Annotated in this window: 14 protein-coding genes; 10 read left to right on the plus strand and 4 right to left on the minus strand. The window is 44.8% G+C overall.

Going from position 1 to position 16,030, the window contains the following annotated elements; all coding sequences use genetic code 11:
• Positions 1 to 76: 76 nt before the first annotated feature.
• A complete protein-coding gene (locus ACQCVE_RS13330) occupies positions 77 to 1,213 on the minus strand; it encodes a DUF445 domain-containing protein (protein ID WP_426846071.1) in 1,137 nt (378 codons plus the stop codon).
• A 115-nt stretch (positions 1,214 to 1,328) separates the two neighbouring features.
• Between ACQCVE_RS13330 and ACQCVE_RS13335 the strand changes: the two genes are divergently transcribed.
• From ACQCVE_RS13335 to ACQCVE_RS13365, 7 genes are all read left to right on the plus strand, one after another.
• A complete protein-coding gene (locus tag ACQCVE_RS13335; protein ID WP_426846073.1) occupies positions 1,329 to 2,690 on the plus strand; it encodes a YheC/YheD family protein in 1,362 nt (453 codons plus the stop codon).
• Positions 2,691 to 2,695: 5 nt separating this feature from the next.
• The gene (locus tag ACQCVE_RS13340) at positions 2,696 to 3,784 is read left to right on the plus strand and encodes a YheC/YheD family protein (RefSeq protein ID WP_426846075.1); all 1,089 of its coding nucleotides are present in this window, start codon (positions 2,696 to 2,698) and stop codon (positions 3,782 to 3,784) included.
• 46 nt (positions 3,785 to 3,830) lie between these two features.
• The gene (locus ACQCVE_RS13345; RefSeq protein WP_426846077.1) at positions 3,831 to 5,201 is read left to right on the plus strand and encodes a YheC/YheD family protein; all 1,371 of its coding nucleotides are present in this window, start codon (positions 3,831 to 3,833) and stop codon (positions 5,199 to 5,201) included.
• A complete protein-coding gene (locus tag ACQCVE_RS13350; protein ID WP_426846079.1) occupies positions 5,198 to 6,226 on the plus strand; it encodes a YheC/YheD family protein in 1,029 nt (342 codons plus the stop codon). The genes ACQCVE_RS13345 and ACQCVE_RS13350 overlap by 4 nt, the downstream gene beginning before the upstream one ends.
• Before the next feature lie 74 nt (positions 6,227 to 6,300).
• Complete coding sequence (locus ACQCVE_RS13355; RefSeq protein WP_426846081.1) at positions 6,301 to 6,510, plus strand: YheE family protein; 210 nt, start codon at positions 6,301 to 6,303, stop codon at positions 6,508 to 6,510.
• 72 nt (positions 6,511 to 6,582) lie between these two features.
• Positions 6,583 to 7,491, plus strand: a complete 909-nt coding sequence (locus ACQCVE_RS13360; RefSeq protein ID WP_426846083.1) for a helix-turn-helix domain-containing protein — start codon at positions 6,583 to 6,585, stop codon at positions 7,489 to 7,491.
• A 135-nt stretch (positions 7,492 to 7,626) separates the two neighbouring features.
• Positions 7,627 to 8,757, plus strand: coding sequence for an ABC transporter ATP-binding protein (locus tag ACQCVE_RS13365; RefSeq protein ID WP_426846085.1), 1,131 nt, complete (start codon positions 7,627 to 7,629; stop codon positions 8,755 to 8,757).
• Between the two features lie 109 nt (positions 8,758 to 8,866).
• Here the strand turns inward: ACQCVE_RS13365 and ACQCVE_RS13370 are convergent, their stop codons facing one another.
• On the minus strand, positions 8,867 to 9,109 hold the full coding sequence (locus ACQCVE_RS13370) for a hypothetical protein (protein WP_426863105.1): 243 nt from the start codon (positions 9,107 to 9,109) through the stop codon (positions 8,867 to 8,869).
• Positions 9,110 to 9,362: 253 nt separating this feature from the next.
• Here ACQCVE_RS13370 and ACQCVE_RS13375 point away from each other — a divergent pair, with 253 nt between their 5' ends.
• A complete protein-coding gene (locus ACQCVE_RS13375; RefSeq protein WP_426846089.1) occupies positions 9,363 to 9,563 on the plus strand; it encodes a small, acid-soluble spore protein, alpha/beta type in 201 nt (66 codons plus the stop codon).
• Between the two features lie 437 nt (positions 9,564 to 10,000).
• A complete protein-coding gene (locus tag ACQCVE_RS13380) occupies positions 10,001 to 10,618 on the plus strand; it encodes an NAD(P)-dependent oxidoreductase (RefSeq protein WP_426863106.1) in 618 nt (205 codons plus the stop codon).
• 154 nt (positions 10,619 to 10,772) lie between these two features.
• On the opposite strand, the gene ACQCVE_RS13385 is transcribed toward ACQCVE_RS13380, so the two are convergent.
• Positions 10,773 to 12,803: an ABC transporter ATP-binding protein gene (locus ACQCVE_RS13385; protein WP_426863107.1), complete on the minus strand. Its 2,031-nt coding sequence runs from the start codon at positions 12,801 to 12,803 to the stop codon at positions 10,773 to 10,775.
• Positions 12,800 to 14,557, minus strand: a complete 1,758-nt coding sequence (locus ACQCVE_RS13390) for an ABC transporter ATP-binding protein (RefSeq protein ID WP_426863108.1) — start codon at positions 14,555 to 14,557, stop codon at positions 12,800 to 12,802. Before ACQCVE_RS13390 ends, ACQCVE_RS13385 begins: the two co-directional genes overlap by 4 nt.
• 706 nt (positions 14,558 to 15,263) lie before the next feature.
• Here ACQCVE_RS13390 and ACQCVE_RS13395 point away from each other — a divergent pair.
• The gene (locus ACQCVE_RS13395; protein WP_426846098.1) at positions 15,264 to 15,545 is read left to right on the plus strand and encodes a hypothetical protein; all 282 of its coding nucleotides are present in this window, start codon (positions 15,264 to 15,266) and stop codon (positions 15,543 to 15,545) included.
• Positions 15,546 to 16,030: the final 485 nt, after the last annotated feature.

Here is a 16,030-nt window from a genome sequence, read left to right on the forward strand (position 1 = left end):
TCAATTTCGGTCCATGTTTCGGACCCCTTCCAACTATAACAGAAATGCTTTTGTTTTTCATAGATGAACCCGTCTTCTATCCCTGCATTGTTGCGATGACTGCTTGAACGACGCCAATCATTCCTCCGAGCAGGGCACCCAAGTAAGTAATCATTTTCAATTCGCTGCTCGTAATCGAGAGAACCATTTCCTCGAGCCTCTTAGTGGAGAACGTATCAACCTGCTCCTTGACGATCTGTTCCAGGTTCATCTGTTTCAAGAGGCTGTCCATGTTCCCGGTAATGCCTCCTATTGCTATCGAGACTATGTTTGGAATCAATGATTCCCGGATGGTTTGATGATAGGGAGCGGTTATTTCATAGACCGACTTCCCATAAATTTCTCTGATTCCCAGTGCCTGAATGGCACGGTTTTTCATATCTGCAGCTGCTTCATCAACATTCAGCTTTGCTTTCACTTGTTTAAACGTAAGCTTTTTAGCCTTCTCCCATTCGCTCGTAATCAGGTCGCCTATAAATGCTTCGGTTTCCCCATTTTTCAAGAACTTAAGAAGCTCGGGCTGAACAAGATCCGTTAAGTTCATGTTTCCGGTAAACATTTGAATCATGCTGCCGAGGCGGCCCCGTTCTGCAAGGAAATCATCAATCATATTCCGGATTCTGTTCCGCCCCTCGTAGCTTTCAAAATATGCAATGCCTGAAAGCACAATATAGCGGGCCACTTCTTTTGCCTTTGCATCGAGCTTTTCCTCAAGCGCGGGCGGCATAAGCTCTGACAGGGTTTTATCCTGATTTTCTTCCTGAAACTTTCTCCACTTTTCATCAATGATCGAGATGACCAGTTTTTCAGTTTTTTCATCTGCCTGATTGACCCCTGCCTTTTCCAGTACGGCAAGCAGCGTCTGTTCTTTTTCCATCCAATCAAACACTGTATTTTCAGCCCACTTCTCAAGGGCTTGTCCGAATGCAGATTCGGTCATTTTCTTTTTAAGCCCTTCGGCTGTCAAAAGATGCTCAATTACCATTTTGCCCATCTGTTCTGCCATTTGATCTCTTCGCTTCGGGATAAGGCCAGGTGTGAACGGCAGTCTCTTCCCGAAAAGATAAACGGGGTTATAGGGTCTGAACAGCATCTTTATTGCAAGGTGGTTAGTGATGCCGCCAATTGCAGCTCCAATGGCAATCATTAAGATAAACGTCAGCAATACATTCATTTCAACACTCCATATCTTCACATACTTTTCCTTTAATCCATAAACTGCTTATACGGACATATGCCTAGAACAAATTATAGTTCTAGTTAAGCCATTCGGCAAATGAGGGATTGTGATGAATTCGATAAAAACCGATATTTTTCTCCATGATGACCCGTTTCCATCTATTCAAATCAGCACAGGACTTCTTCAAAAATCAGGATGGTCTTCCTATCCGCGGCAAACCTCCCTGCTGATTGGAAGGAATAGTGTGGCCGTCCGGGTCGTAATTATAAATGATAAGAGTATTTTTCTGTCCCTGTCCAAGAGCATTCTGGACGCGTCCTCATTGCCGGATATCCTCTTCAGCGGCAAGTCGCTTCATGCAAGCATGAATCAAGAGAGCATTTCACTCGGCCCTGTTTTTGCTGTCCTTACGGGAATAAAGGCATCTGACGGAAAAATAGCTCTTGGAAATATGGAGGAATATTGTAAGGAGCTTGCGGCCTATTGTAAGGAAAAAGGGGGACTTTTTTATCTTTTTTCTTTAAACGACTGGAATGGGAAACCATTAAAGGGCTGGATTTACCATGATGAAACATGGCAGCGTGCTCCGGTTCCGCTTCCCTCTGCGGTTCACAACCGGCTGCATGAGCGGAGGACGGAGCAAAATCTTTTATTCACCGCAGCGGCCGCAGAATTTGATCAGCTCGGAATTTCTTATTTTAATTCACGCTTTTTAAACAAATGGGAGGTTCATGAATGGCTGGAGGCCGATCCGGTCCTCATGCCTTATATTCCAGCTTCCAGGAAACTAGGTTCAAAGAGAGACTACGAAGAGTACATCAAATTGTACGCGGATTTCTTCATCAAACCGATTTATGGAAGCCAGGGGAAAAAAATCTTCCGTATCAAGGAGACGGACAGCGGCTATTTACTTGATGACACTTCATCAATTGGTCCCCCATCCGCATTCAACGAAACCGAAGAATTATTCAGGCATATGCATCCCCGGCTATCCAGAGAGCCATATATGCTCCAGGAAACCATCAGGATCATTCACTACCGCAATAAGCCGATGGATTTCCGTATGCTTTGCCACAAAAAAGGCGGACACAACTGGGCAGTGACCTCCATGACAGCGAGGGTATCCTCTGAGAACTCGTTCGTTTCAAACCTCTATCAAGGAGGCGCTGCTTATTCCGTCATAAAAATACTGAATGAACTATATGGTGAAAGAAAAGGACGTAGTCTGCGGCATATGCTTTCCGAGCTGTCTATTGAAATTTGTCTTGCTGTGGAGCGAGCAGCAGCGGGCTGCTATGGTGAGCTCGGAATTGATTTAACGTTGGATGAGGACGGCAGGCTTTGGATGATTGAAATTAACTCTAAACCTTCTAAAAGCTCAGAATATGTAACGGGGAACGTAAAGGTTAGGCCATCCGCTAAAGCAGTAGCGGATTATGGATTTTATTTAAGTATGCAAAGCGGGGTGTAATGGGAGTGGAAAAAACATTAGGGTTTATGACGCTTCACCACGATGCTGAGAAATCGTATTCGACAGAAATTGCTAAAAGAGCCGAGGCCTATGGTTTAAATGTTTTCCGGTTTTGTCCAGCAGATATCCAGCCAGGCACCGTGCTTGTCAAAGGCTTTTTATATGGGAACGAAGGATGGAGCCCCACTCTTCAGTCCCTGCCGGCTTTTATTTATGACCGGTGTTTTTACAGCAAGGACTCACGCTCCTCCAAGTCCCGTCCTATAGCAGAATGGCTGAAAAACAGGCCTGACACCATTTTTTTAGGAAAGGGGCTGCCCGATAAATGGTCAGTTTATGAAGCGATTAAAAAAGACTCCACCTTATCTTTTTATCTGCCGGAGACTTCCCTGCTGCATACAGCCAAGGATGTTCTTCCGCTTTTGTTAAGAGAAAGACAGTGCATGCTTAAACCGGTTTACGGTTCACAGGGCCGCGGAATTATTGCTCTAACGTTAAGCGGCAAATCGCTTGAAGCTGTTTATCACAGCGGGGTTCATAAGAAAAGTAAGACCTTTCCTTCGATTGAAGACTTTGAAAAATGGATGGATTTATTTTTAAAACAAGCCGCTTCTGCCTATATGGTTCAGCCTCTCCTTCCCCTTTCAGACCGGAACCGGTATCCTTTTGATATAAGGATTCTGATGCAAAAGGATGATAAAGGAATGTGGACAGAACGCGGACGTGGAATCCGGAAAGGATATCAAGGATCTTTTATATCCAATCTCGGCAGCGGAGGAGAGAGCATTTCCTATGAGGATTGGCTGTCCAGATTGTCCCGCCGCCAAGCTTTTCTTTTCCAGGATGACCTTGCCACCATTCTGAAGGAGATGCCTCCAGCACTTGAAGCAGCCTTCTCCCCATTATTTGAGCTCGGTATTGATATCGGCTATTCGAGAGACGGATCCATCTGGATTCTTGATGTAAATTCAAAACCCGGAAGACAGCTGATTATGCAAACCATCCCTGAAAAAAGGAACAGTCTGTTCGAGGCTCCCCTCGCTTATTGCAAGTATTTGATGCAGACTGACAGGAGCAAAGCAAACCCGATTTGATGTACCACTATTACTCGTACTAGATGAAAGGAGTTTGAATCCCTTTATGCCGGATATGTATTCGCTTTACTTACTTGATAAGGATGACAGCGGACCTGAGTTTCTATTTCCTTCGGGCCATGATGTCTTTCAGGATGTAACCCATGCAGCGTTTGGAACATTCTGCCTTCCCTGCACATCAGAATTTAAAGAGAATGATGATAACAGCATCGGCCTGCATCCGGCACTTGCAGAAAAACTTAAGCTCCCATTTGCGGGGAAAACACGGATTCTCATCCATGACGGCATCTTGTACCTCGGTCCGCTGATTGGCATATTTACAGCTGGGTTTACAGATTCCCTGCTGAGGCCAATAGGGGAACGTTCGTTGTTTTTTGCAAAAATGATGAGCATGGATCAAACAGCCGGGATGTATACGGTGGTTTTTGGAGCTCATCACATTAATTGGGAAAGCGGCACGGTTAGAGGCTTTACATACGGCCAAAAAGGATGGAGCGAGCTTGAATTGCCTTTCCCGAACGTCGTGTATGACCGCCTGCCAAACCGAAAAGTCGAAAATCACCAGGCTTTGAAGCTTGTTAAACGCCGTCTCATAGAAGAGTATGGAATTCCCTGGTTCAATCCGGGCTTTTTCAATAAATGGGATATCCATCAAACACTTTCCAGCATTCCGGAAGCTAAAGGGTTTTTGCCGGAAACGGTTCTTGGACCGTCTCTTGAGCAGCTGGAGCAGATGCTCAGCTCCTATAGAAGCATTTACCTTAAACCTTCAAACGGCAGCCTTGGACTTGGTGTATTTCAGCTCATGTATGACAGAAAAAGGGAATGCTACACCTGCAAATACCGGGATGAAGCTTTTCAAAATAAACTGAAGCGATTTCCCTCACTCGAACATTTTTTTAAGCATGCTTTTAAAGAGAGAACACTGGAAACCTATCTTGCGCAGCAAGGAATCGATCTTATCCGCCAAGAGCAGCAGGCAATCGATTTCAGAGTGCACACAAACAAAAACGCAGAAGGTGAATGGAATGTAACAGCAATTGCTGCCAAGGTTGCCGGCCGCGGCAGTGTGACCACCCATTTAAACAGCGGAGGCATTGTTAAGACGCTTGAAGAGCTTTTCGATGATCCACAGAACCGCATCCGGGTTCTGAATGATCTGACGGAGGCATCGATCCTGCTCAGCCGCTGTATTGATCGGGAGATATCCGGATTTATTGGAGAAATCGGCTTTGATTTAGGTCTGGATCATCAAGGGAAAATATGGCTGTTTGAAGCAAATTCCAAACCGGGACGATCGATCTTTTCCCATCCAAAGCTAAAGGACGGGGATTTGCTGACAAGAAGGCAATTTCTGGATTACGCCATGTTTTTAATGAGAAAATCGATTGAATCCCCTGAGGACATCGTCCAATGACAGCCATCCAGCCGAGGATTGCCATCCTGACATCACCCGGCAAAAAGAAGCGGTCCTTTCTCGGCAGTGAACGGTATTTTAAAAAACTGATTGGAGAAGTCTCGCGTCTTGGAGGGCTTTGTTACGTTCTAACTCCGGAAGGGATAAAAGAAAAATACGCGGAAGGTTACAGTTTTTTTGCTGAGAAGCACCAATGGAGGGTCATCAAAGCTCCGCTGCCGGATGTTATATACAACCGCATCCCTACCAGAGCAGCAGAACAAAACGCTGCCGATTGCCTCAAATCACTCCAGGAAAAACGGGGGACAATTTTTAACCCCGGTTTTTTTAACAAGTGGGAAGTCTTTCAGACTCTTAACGGGATTCCCCTTCTGCGCCGGTTTTTGCCGATCACGGCTATGGCGGAAAGGCTTGAGGACATAAAAGAGTGGACAGAAAGGCTCGGACAGATTTATTTAAAGCCTGTCCATCAGTGCAAAGGGAAAGGGATTATCAAGCTTACGGCACTGTTCGGGCAAAGCGTCCTTGCTGAAACCATAGATGACCCTCCTTATCAAACGGAATATGCTTTGATCTGGAGGCAAATCTCGGACTTCCCTGTCCTTGTTCAGCAGGCGATTGATTCTGATTTACTTGATGGGAGGAAATATGATCTCCGCCTGCTTGGACTGTTTAACGGGGAAACCCACGTTTTGGCAGGAACAGGGGTCAGGGTATCCAGCAGACAAAATCTCACCACCCATGTGCCAGCGGGAGGCACAATCGTTCCTTTTGATTTGATTGAAAAAAGAGTGGATAAGGCTCAGCTTCATCTAATTGCCGAAACCGCAGGAAAAGCACTGGCTGCCCGTTATGGCCTGATTGGAGAATTCTCAATTGATGCCGGTCTTGATCGGCATGGCAATTTATATATCTATGAAGTAAATTCCAAGCCGATGAAGTTTGACGAGCATCATATTGAATCATACAGAATTTCCCATCTCGCCCGTTTGTTTATCCATCTTGCTGAAAAACGCCCTTTTTGACCACTTTTTGGCAGAAGGGTTTTTTCATTTTTTGCCGTATTCCTTAAGTAAGACTGCAAAAAGGAGTGATTGTCATGGTACAGCATTTTCAGTGGAAACCGCTTTTCAAGCAAACAAATTTGCCGGGCTGGAAGATATCCTTCTATTTTAAAGGAACTCATTACGATGGCATTTATCATAAAAATGGACAGGTAGAGTGGGGAACAGTCCTGCCGCCAGGTGACCAGGAAGAGCACTTGCTGTCACAGATCCATGAGCTCATGCTTTTCCATGTGTACGAGTGAGAATGATCCGCTTTTATTCATTTCTTTTTGACTGGTATAATAAAAGAACCAATTCAATGAAGGAGTAAAGCCATGCTTCAGCAATTGCAGTTATACTACGGGGAAGATTTCATCACCGGGTTTGATCCGGACAGAAAAGATCACTATAAATGGTTCCAGACAAGCAGCGGGGAACGTTTCGGGATTCAAAAATCAAGGCTCTCTGAAAAAGAAGAACAGCTTCTTGTAGCCTTATTCGCCAATGAGATCAGCGGTTGCATCCCTTTTAGCGGCGGGAGTGTTACCGAAAAAGCCTGGTACAACTATTTAACAGGAAAAGAGCATCCGCTCCCGCCGGACACGCTTCCTGTCCGTTTTATATATGCTGAATTTAGTGACAGTATGGACGATAAAGGGTCCTTTGGCGAAGCAGTAAATGGTTTTATGGAGGAAGCGCCCATTGTCTGGCTAACCAGCCAGGCAGCGGTTATTGTGGAAAAGGCACCTTCAGGTCTGATGGATATGGAATCCATTACAGCCCTCTCCTCCTCCCTGCTTAGTGATCTTTATATAGAGCCCGCTTTTTTTATCGGGCAGATTCATGACAGCAATGAACGTCTGAAAGATAAGTTTCTCGCAGAAAGAGAAATTTTTAATGAGCTCTATAGCAGTTCCTCAAAGGGCAGGGCCGCAACCTTTTACGAGGCCTGTCCTCTTTTTCTTACAGGAAACCGCTATCCCCTTCTTCGAAACGCCATTTCTGACCGGCTCCTTGATACACTCAAAGAGGATGAACTGATTTCTACGCTGAAGGTATTTTTCTCAAGCAATTTGAATGTATCATCTGCCTCTAAGGCTTTATACATGCACCGCAACAGCCTGCAATACCGTATTGACCGTTTTATCGAGAGAACCGGCATTGATGTAAAATACTTCGCTAATGCACTTGCGGTTTATCTGCTGATCCTTTACATGGAAAATCCTCTCTCTCCGGTCAAATAGGCAACGTGCACGAAAGCCCTTTCATTTTTTTGTGCAACTTGTCTATTTACGCATTCCCTTCCATTTTCTAAAATGAAAGCAGATATAAAAACGCTTTCATTTAATTACATGCAATCACACTGGGAGGAAAAAAACATGGCAGAATTAGTATTGGATTCCATTCACAAAATTTATGACAATAAAGTAACAGCAGTCAGCGACTTTAACCTTCACATTAAAGATAAAGAATTTATCGTATTCGTTGGCCCTTCAGGCTGTGGAAAATCGACGACGCTTCGGATGATCGCAGGGCTTGAAGAAATCTCCAAAGGGGATTTTGTCATTGATGGCAAACGCATGAATGATGTGGCTCCTAAAGACCGTGATATTGCCATGGTATTCCAAAACTACGCCCTTTATCCGCATATGAATGTATACGATAACATGGCGTTCGGCCTTAAGCTCCGTAAATTTCCGAAGGACGAGATTGACCGCCGCGTTAAAGAAGCAGCGAAAATCCTCGGACTTGATCAATACCTTGACAGGAAGCCAAAAGCGCTTTCCGGCGGTCAGCGCCAGCGTGTTGCATTAGGCCGTGCAATCGTGCGTGACGCAAAGGTATTCTTAATGGATGAGCCGCTTTCCAACTTGGATGCAAAGCTTCGTGTACAAATGCGCGCAGAGATCTCCAAGCTTCATCAGCGCCTTCAGACAACGACTATTTATGTAACGCATGACCAGACAGAAGCAATGACAATGGCAACTCGCCTTGTCGTTATGAAAGATGGGCTGATCCAGCAGGTTGGAGCACCTAAAGAAGTATACGAAAAGCCTGAAAACGTATTTGTCGGCGGATTTATCGGATCTCCTGCCATGAACTTCCTTACAGGGAAACTTACGGACGGATTCTTCGAAATGACAAGCGAAAAAGTGGCAGTTCCAGAGGGGAAAATGAAGTTCCTTCGCGAGCAAGGCTATATCGGCAAAGAGATCACCATGGGGATCCGTCCTGAAGACATCCATGATGAGCCGGTATTTGTTGACGCATCTTCCGGATCAAAAATTGATGCAAAAATTGAAGTGTCTGAACTTATGGGTGCAGAAACCATGCTATACTCTCAAGTGGGCGGACAGGAATTTATCGCTCGCGTTGATTCCCGTACCGATATTGACCCAGGTCAAACACTTGCATTGGCGTTTGATATGAACAAAGTTCACTTCTTCGATAAAGATACTGAACTCCGAATTCGCCCTGCAAGCGAGCAGACCAAGGCGGAACTTGCCTAAAAACATTTACTGGAGTTCTCTCCGAACCCCAAAAAAATGATTAAGATACCCAAGAAACGCTTTCAGGATAAGCGTTTCTTGGGTTTTTACCGTATATACGAAATCTATTTCATTCCTGTATTCCCTGAGTTTCCTCATGCAGGCAAACAGGACAGAAAAACAGGTGGACACATAAATGGTTTTCCAGAGAGGTAACATCTCCGTCAAACAGCTTCATCGTGTCAATCTCCATGTAAGCACTGTAATCGTCGAGGTAATCTGCCGTTCTTCCATGATCCTTCATGATTGTGCGGCAGTTTCTGCAAAGCGGCTCTTTCTCCTCCAGCCCATTGCACAGGGGACAAATCCTCATTTCACTCAAACTCCTTTTCCATGCGTTCTCCCTGTATTTTTCTCTTCTCCTCTTCAAATATGTGAACCCCAAAGGTTTATACATTTATTTACCAACTCCCAGACTGGATGAAAATTTCATCGCTGAAACATAATACGTAATGTAGCAGACGCAATGGGGCAGCCGATAGTGGCAGGAGGTTCACATGCTGATTCTCCGGCTGGTGCAAGTCCAGCTGGCCCAACCAAAATTTTACGCATAGGAGTTGAAAAACATGGCAAACAACAACAGCTCAAACCAACTAGTAGTACCTGGTGCACAACAAGCTATTGATCAAATGAAATATGAGATCGCTACTGAGTTTGGTGTAAACCTTGGAGCAGAAACTACTGCTCGCGCTAACGGTTCTGTAGGCGGAGAAATCACAAAACGTCTAGTACAAATGGCTCAACAGTCTTTCGGCGGAGCTCGCTAATTAAATACTTTGGATTCGAAGGGAGATGCTTCACGCATCTCTCTTCTTTTATTTTGGCCGGAGCGAAACAAATCACCCCTCCATATAATGGTATAAACAATTTAATGGAGGGGTTGAACTCATGTATGCCCAGCTTGATTGGGGTCTGCTTGGATTTTTATCGCTGTATTTCATCCAGGAAACAGACTTGGTATACCGTCTTTGCCTTTTAAGCTATATGAAACCGAAAGCAGGTCAATGACACGGGACAGCTTGATACTATCCGGACAATCCGTACCTAGGGCAACTCCTAGAGAGCTTCTCATAAATTGCAGCCTCTCATGGAATAGGGAGTTCTGGTTAAGATTCAAGCAGCTCGTTTTGGCTTTTAGAACGCATCTTTATTTTCCTTACCCCCATCTCTGCGTTACCATTAGGAGTAAAGGAAGTGATCAAAAATGAAGACAGCTGTTTTTGGAAGTACAGGCAGAGTGGGGCAGGAGCTTGTCCGGATATTCGCTCAAAATGGACAGCCTGTTAGAGCCCTGGTAAGAACACCTGAGAAGCATATTTATACAGGGTCTGCAGAAATCATTAAAGGAAATGTCCGAAATCCGGAGGCGGTTAAAGAGTCGGTTAAAGGATGCAGCAGCATAATCAGCTGTTTAAACACGGATGGGGATGACACTTTATCTGCTGGTTTGTTTACTATTATCGATGCAGCGTCCCATGCCGGCATAAAAAGGATCATCACCGTCGGGACAGCGGGTATACTGAAGGCCAGATCAAATCCTTCCCTTTACCGCTACCAATCAGACGAATCAAAAAGGCGCTCAACGAGAGCGGCGGAAGAGCATGCAAAGGTCTATGAAATGCTGCTGCGAACCGAATTAAATTGGACCATTGCTTGTCCAACCTATCTTCCTGACGGGAAATTGACTGGATCGTACCGCTGTGAAGCTGAATTTCTTCCTGAAGGCGGCACCTCCATCTCTGTTCAGGATACAGCCGATTTTGTTTTTAAAGAATGGCAAAATCCCAGCTTTATCAGGAAACGTGCAGGCTTGGCGTACTAGTTTTAGTAAGTGCTCTTACGTTTCAGGCAGGTGGCCGGCTTAGCCTGAAACAGACTGTCTTGAATGCAAAGTCATGCTTCAGTTGTTATTGACACCATACATAAAAACCCGGGAATGCTTTTGCAGCTTTCCCGGGTTTTCTCTTGTCTTTTTCCTATCCTGCCAGGCTGCTGCCCGTGGTTTGCTTCCCATGCTGCAGCTTATACATTTGAAAATATTTCCCTTCAAGCTTCATCAAGTCATCATGACTTCCCTTTTCCACGACCTCTCCGCGCTCCAATACAAGTATTTGGTCGGCATTCTTGATTGTAGACAAGCGATGAGCGATGATAAAGGTCGTTCGTCCTTTTTTCAGCACTTCCAATGCTTCCTGAATGACCGTTTCCGTTTCTGTGTCAATGCTTGCAGTCGCTTCATCCAAAATGAGAATGGCCGGATCATAGGCAAGTGCACGGGCAAAAGAAATGAGCTGGCGCTGCCCCGATGAAAGAGTGCTGCCCTTCTCAATCACCGGCTCATCAAAGCCGTTCGGCAAGTTGTTCAAAAGATTCTCAGCTCCTACATCCTTTAAAGCCTTCTCAATTTGCTCTCTTGAAATATCTTCATTCTCCAGACTTACATTCGAAGCAATGGAACCGGAAAATAAAAATGGATCCTGGAGAACAATTCCCATATGCTTCCTGACTTCCTGACGTGACAGATCCTTAATGTCGACTCCATCAATCGTAATTTTTCCGGTTCTTGCATCATAAAAGCGGAAAAGCAGATTCATGATCGAGCTTTTCCCCGATCCGGTATGGCCCACAAGTGCAACCGTTTCACCCTGCTTTGCTTCAAAATCAATATTTTTCAGCACATCATGGTCCTCCGTATAACCAAAGGAAACCTGATCGAATACAACATTGCCTTTATAGCGCCGGTTGTTTGCCTCCTCTACGTCAATCCCTTTTTCGTCAAGCAAACTAAACACCCTGTTTGAGGCGACACGCGCCTGCTCAAGCTGGGCAAACTGGTTCACAATCCCTGAAATAGGCTGGAAAAGCCGGTTTAAATAATCAACAAACGCGTACAGGACACCAAGAGAAACCATTGAGCCCGGAGTAATAGAGGCACCGCCGAAATACCAGATAAGGGCCACAAATGCCAGATTACGGATAAATCCGACCATGTTATGGGATAACAGAGAATTGATGCTGAGCAGCTTGTTCTGATAATGAAAATGCGCTTCATTCAGCTGTTCAAATTCTTTCGTCGTCTCCTTTTGGCGGCGGAATGCCTGGATGATCGTCATGCCTTGAATCGATTCATTGATCATGGCATTAAGATCGCTGACTAGCGTCCGGATTTTTTCGTTATAAGCTGAAGAAAATTTACGGTAGGTAATCGTCCAAAGAACAAGAATCGGCAGAATAACAAGACAGATCAGGGCCAGCTTCATCTCGAGCAGGAAAAGTGCAATGAAGATTCCCGTAATATAAATAGCGCTTGTAAAGAAGGTGGCAAGCACCGCTACATAAAGCTCTTTGATGGCTTCTGTATCGTTTGTTACCCTCGCCACTACTTTTCCGGCCGGCAGATTATCAAAATAGTTTATCGGGAGACGCTGAATGTGCCCGAAGATGTCCAGTCTCATTTTTTGAATGATCCGGTTTGAAGTAACCTGCAAGAAGAACCTCTGTCCGTAATTAAAGAACGAAGCTAATACGAGCAGTCCTAGATAAAGAGCCATTAAAGTTATGATCCCGTTTACCTCGGGCTTGTAAAATTCAAGCAATTCATCCTTGCTAAGCTTCTCCGCAGGGTATGAGGCTTCTCCCTCACGGCTGGTTATATAAAATTTCCCATCCTTCGCTTTTCTTTCTCCATCCCCTTCCACAGGCTCAGGGATGAAATAATAATTAAGCTCGGTCTGCAGAATCCGAACCTCGCTTCCCTTTTCTTCCCCTTTATTAAACCGGTCTTCCCGCTTATACAAACGGCCTTTGTACGAAACCGAATCTTTCCCCGCCGTTTCTGTTTCATACCAGGGTTTTTCAATTCCAATAATGTGGTCATCAATCATCTTCTTTGCAATAATCGGACCTGTAAGCTCCGCACCGACAGCAACCGTCAGCATCAGCAGAGCGGCAATCAATGTTTTTTTATAAATGAGCGCGTATTGAACTAGACGTTTTCCGGTATTCATGCGCCCACCCCGCCTTCATTTTGCGCCTCTATCTGCTGGCGCTCATATTGTGTTTTGTACCAGCCGTCATTTTTCATCAGCTGCTCATGTGTCCCCTCTTCAATCACACTTCCCGAATTCATAACCAGAATCCGGTCTGCATGCTCAACTGCTGATAGGCGGTGAGTCGTTATAAAGGTCGTTTTCCCTGCCCGCTCCCGGCGGATATTTTCAATAATGGCGGATTCTGTTTTTGCATCAACAGCAGAAAGAGAGTCATCCAAAATCAATATTTCCGGGTCGGCAATGAGCGCCCGTGCAATGGAAATCCTTTGCTTCTGGCCTCCTGACAAGGCAACGCCCTTCTCTCCCACAAGGGTGTTCAGCCCTTCAGGGAGCATGCTGATGTCTTTTCGGAAAAAGGCGGATTCAATCGCTTTTTCAACATCTTCCTCCGTCCCATCAGGTTTTCCAAAGAGAATATTTTCACGGACACTTCTTGAAAAAAGAACATGGTCCTGAGGAACATAGCCAATCCATTTTTGCAGAGTTTCCATCGGAATCCGCTGAATGGGGACCCCTCCAATAAGAATTTCCCCGTTACCAAGCGGATATTGTCTCAGCAGCTGGCGGATAATGGTTGTTTTTCCGCTGCCTGTCTTTCCGACAATCCCAACTGTTTCTCCCTTTTCCGCTTTAAAGGACAGCATTTTAAGGTTTTCTGATGCCGAAGATGGATATTGAAATGTAACATTCCGGAATTCAATCGTCTCCGGATTTTCAATTTGAATGGGATGCTGATGATTTTTAACATCCGCTTCATAGGCAAGCGTTTCATTTACACGATCCAATGAAGCATTCCCGCGCTGCATGATGTTAATGAGTTCGCCAATGGCAAACATCGGCCAGATCATCATACCAAGGTATACATTAAATGAGACAAGTTCTCCGAGTGTCAGCTCCTGGTTAAAAACAAGATAGGCCCCATACCCAAGGCCAATCATATAACTCATCCCGACAAGCAGTTTAATGGTTGGATCAAAAAGAGCATCAATCTTCGCTACCTCCACATTTTTACGGTAAACATCATCGGTCATGCTGCTAAACCGCTGCACATCCTGCTTTTCCTGGACAAAGGCTCTTAAAACTCTGACACCCTGAACGGATTCAAGAACTTTATCATTCAAGTCTCCAAACGAATCCTGCGCATTCATGAACCGTTCATGAATTTTCTTGCCGTACAAATTCATAGCAACAGCCATTAAGGGAAGGGGCAGAACGGCTGCGATCGTCAGCTTCCAGCTGATCAGCACCGCCATGGAGAAGAGAATGGTCAGCATAAATAAGCTCGAATCAACCAGAGTAAGAATTCCGAAGCCGGTTGTCATCGAAACTGCTTTTAAATCGTTTGTCGCTCTTGCCATCAGGTCACCTGTCCGGTTTTTCTCATAAAATCGAGGAGTCATTCTGATGAGATGCCCCATAAATCTTGATCGGAGGAGCTTTTCGATAAGCTGAGCCCCTCCAAACAAGTTGTACATCCAAAAATACGTCATCGTATACGTCACAATGCCAAGCCCTAGAAACAAACCGATGTAGACCATTAATGATTGAGCCGAGAACGTTCCTGCTTTAATTTCATCAATAACTGTCCCAAGAAGCTTCGGCGGAATGACCTCCATAACGTTTACGATTTGAAGCAGAATGATCGCGATCGTGTAGCGAAGCCAGTATTTCTTAAAAAACCACTTTAATTTTCCTAAAACTGAAAACATGCTTTGTTCATCTCCCTTTCGTTCTGCTCATAAACTAGCCGCTATCTGGATCTCCTTCATTCAGAAGCAGTCTGGCAATTCTTTTTCTGGTCATCGTATTTCCTCCTCTTAATGGAATCGGTTATTTATATGGCAGTGTTAGACTGGCTGCAGAATTCACAGCGGCTCTAATCAGACCATCTTTTAAAGGCCGCAATGACCTTAAAAAGCAAAAAAAGGCATACCGCAGCGATATGCCTTTCACCAGCAAAAAAGGCATGGTACTGCGCTGTTGACGCAGACCATGCCTTAACTAAAAGCAGCAATGATTTATTGCTGTTTATACGTTATAGGAAGGCCGCGTCTGATAGACGTACAGAAACAGGCGTAACTCTGCAATCTCTTTTCATGACGCGTCCCTCCTTCCAATTATTGTTTATCGTCCTTGTAAAGATATCATTTGTGACAGCTTTTTGTCAATTCAATATTCAAAAATTTCAAAAAGAAAGGCCGTTCGGGCTATAGCTGCTGGAGTGACGACTATACCTGCAGCTGCATCGCTGACCTTTACAGGCTATCCTTAAATGAATGCGGCTGCGTCTCAAGGCTAACGCCACAAAGGTCTAAATACCCATTTTTCCGATTGACAGTTTCAGATTTCTTGAAAAGAGGTAAATGAAATATAACAAACAAACTTAAATCAGCTTCTTAACAGGAGGTTATTAAAATGGAAAAATCTACATATATTTTAGGGTCCAAACTAAAAATGGAGCAGGCAATTGAATTGAATCAGCTAGCTAAAACGCTTAATACCGACATATATATCAATGCGAGCGAAAGGTCTAAAGTCGATGTTTCCAAACTCCCATCTCTTGTCGCATTTCTGCTGACCGTCTCATCTGATAAAGAGCTTCAAATCATTTGTGACAAAGATAAATATGATCAGGTAAGCAATAAGCTTTCAGCTATATTCACAGGTTCAGGTTCACTTGCGGCCCAGCTTCATTAAAAGGGCATAATCATCTCAGCAAAGCAAATACTAATAAAAAATGTCAAAGGAGAATGCATAATGCTTCGTACTATTCTAATGGTTATTGGCGCAATCGTTGTTATTGCCTGGATCGTAAATATGCTTTAAAGAGGAGAACCTGCCATGCAGGTTTTTTTCTATGTTGGCTTTGTTAAAGCATGGTGTTGATTCTTCACACCTGTTGATATTGGAGCGGAAGGCGTGAGACTCATGCGGGCGCAGCGGGACAGGTGAGACCCCGCAGTCGCGAAGCAAGGAGGAGGCTCACCGCCCGCCCAAGGATAAGCGAGCGCCTGCAGCGGAAATCAGCAGCCAAGTTTAACAGAACTTCTATGTTAAAGCATGCTGTTGATTTTTAATACATGCTGGTCGGAGCGGATGGCGTTTAGACTCTAAGCTAAAAGCAGCGGGAAAGGTCAGTCCACCCGGCGCAATGCGGCACGGGGAGGCTTGTCGCCGTCTAT

It is taken from the genome of Metabacillus sp. 113a, assembly GCF_050107635.1.
In the GTDB taxonomy this organism is placed as follows: Bacteria; Bacillota; Bacilli; order Bacillales; family Bacillaceae; genus Metabacillus_B.

What these genes read in the sequence shown, in the direction of transcription:
- ACQCVE_RS13330 (WP_426846071.1), bottom strand. Translation starts at nt 1,213, where the DNA reads ATGAATGTATTGCTGACGTTTATCTTAATGATTGCCATTGGAGCTGCA.
- ACQCVE_RS13335 (WP_426846073.1), top strand. Translation starts at nt 1,329, where the DNA reads ATGAATTCGATAAAAACCGATATTTTTCTCCATGATGACCCGTTTCCA.
- ACQCVE_RS13345 (WP_426846077.1), top strand. Translation starts at nt 3,831, where the DNA reads ATGCCGGATATGTATTCGCTTTACTTACTTGATAAGGATGACAGCGGA.
- ACQCVE_RS13350 (WP_426846079.1), top strand. Translation starts at nt 5,198, where the DNA reads ATGACAGCCATCCAGCCGAGGATTGCCATCCTGACATCACCCGGCAAA.
- ACQCVE_RS13355 (WP_426846081.1), top strand. Translation starts at nt 6,301, where the DNA reads ATGGTACAGCATTTTCAGTGGAAACCGCTTTTCAAGCAAACAAATTTG.
- ACQCVE_RS13360 (WP_426846083.1), top strand. Translation starts at nt 6,583, where the DNA reads ATGCTTCAGCAATTGCAGTTATACTACGGGGAAGATTTCATCACCGGG.
- ACQCVE_RS13365 (WP_426846085.1), top strand. Translation starts at nt 7,627, where the DNA reads ATGGCAGAATTAGTATTGGATTCCATTCACAAAATTTATGACAATAAA.
- ACQCVE_RS13370 (WP_426863105.1), bottom strand. Translation starts at nt 9,109, where the DNA reads ATGAGGATTTGTCCCCTGTGCAATGGGCTGGAGGAGAAAGAGCCGCTT.
- ACQCVE_RS13375 (WP_426846089.1), top strand. Translation starts at nt 9,363, where the DNA reads ATGGCAAACAACAACAGCTCAAACCAACTAGTAGTACCTGGTGCACAA.
- ACQCVE_RS13380 (WP_426863106.1), top strand. Translation starts at nt 10,001, where the DNA reads ATGAAGACAGCTGTTTTTGGAAGTACAGGCAGAGTGGGGCAGGAGCTT.
- ACQCVE_RS13385 (WP_426863107.1), bottom strand. Translation starts at nt 12,803, where the DNA reads ATGAATACCGGAAAACGTCTAGTTCAATACGCGCTCATTTATAAAAAA.
- ACQCVE_RS13390 (WP_426863108.1), bottom strand. Translation starts at nt 14,557, where the DNA reads ATGTTTTCAGTTTTAGGAAAATTAAAGTGGTTTTTTAAGAAATACTGG.
- ACQCVE_RS13395 (WP_426846098.1), top strand. Translation starts at nt 15,264, where the DNA reads ATGGAAAAATCTACATATATTTTAGGGTCCAAACTAAAAATGGAGCAG.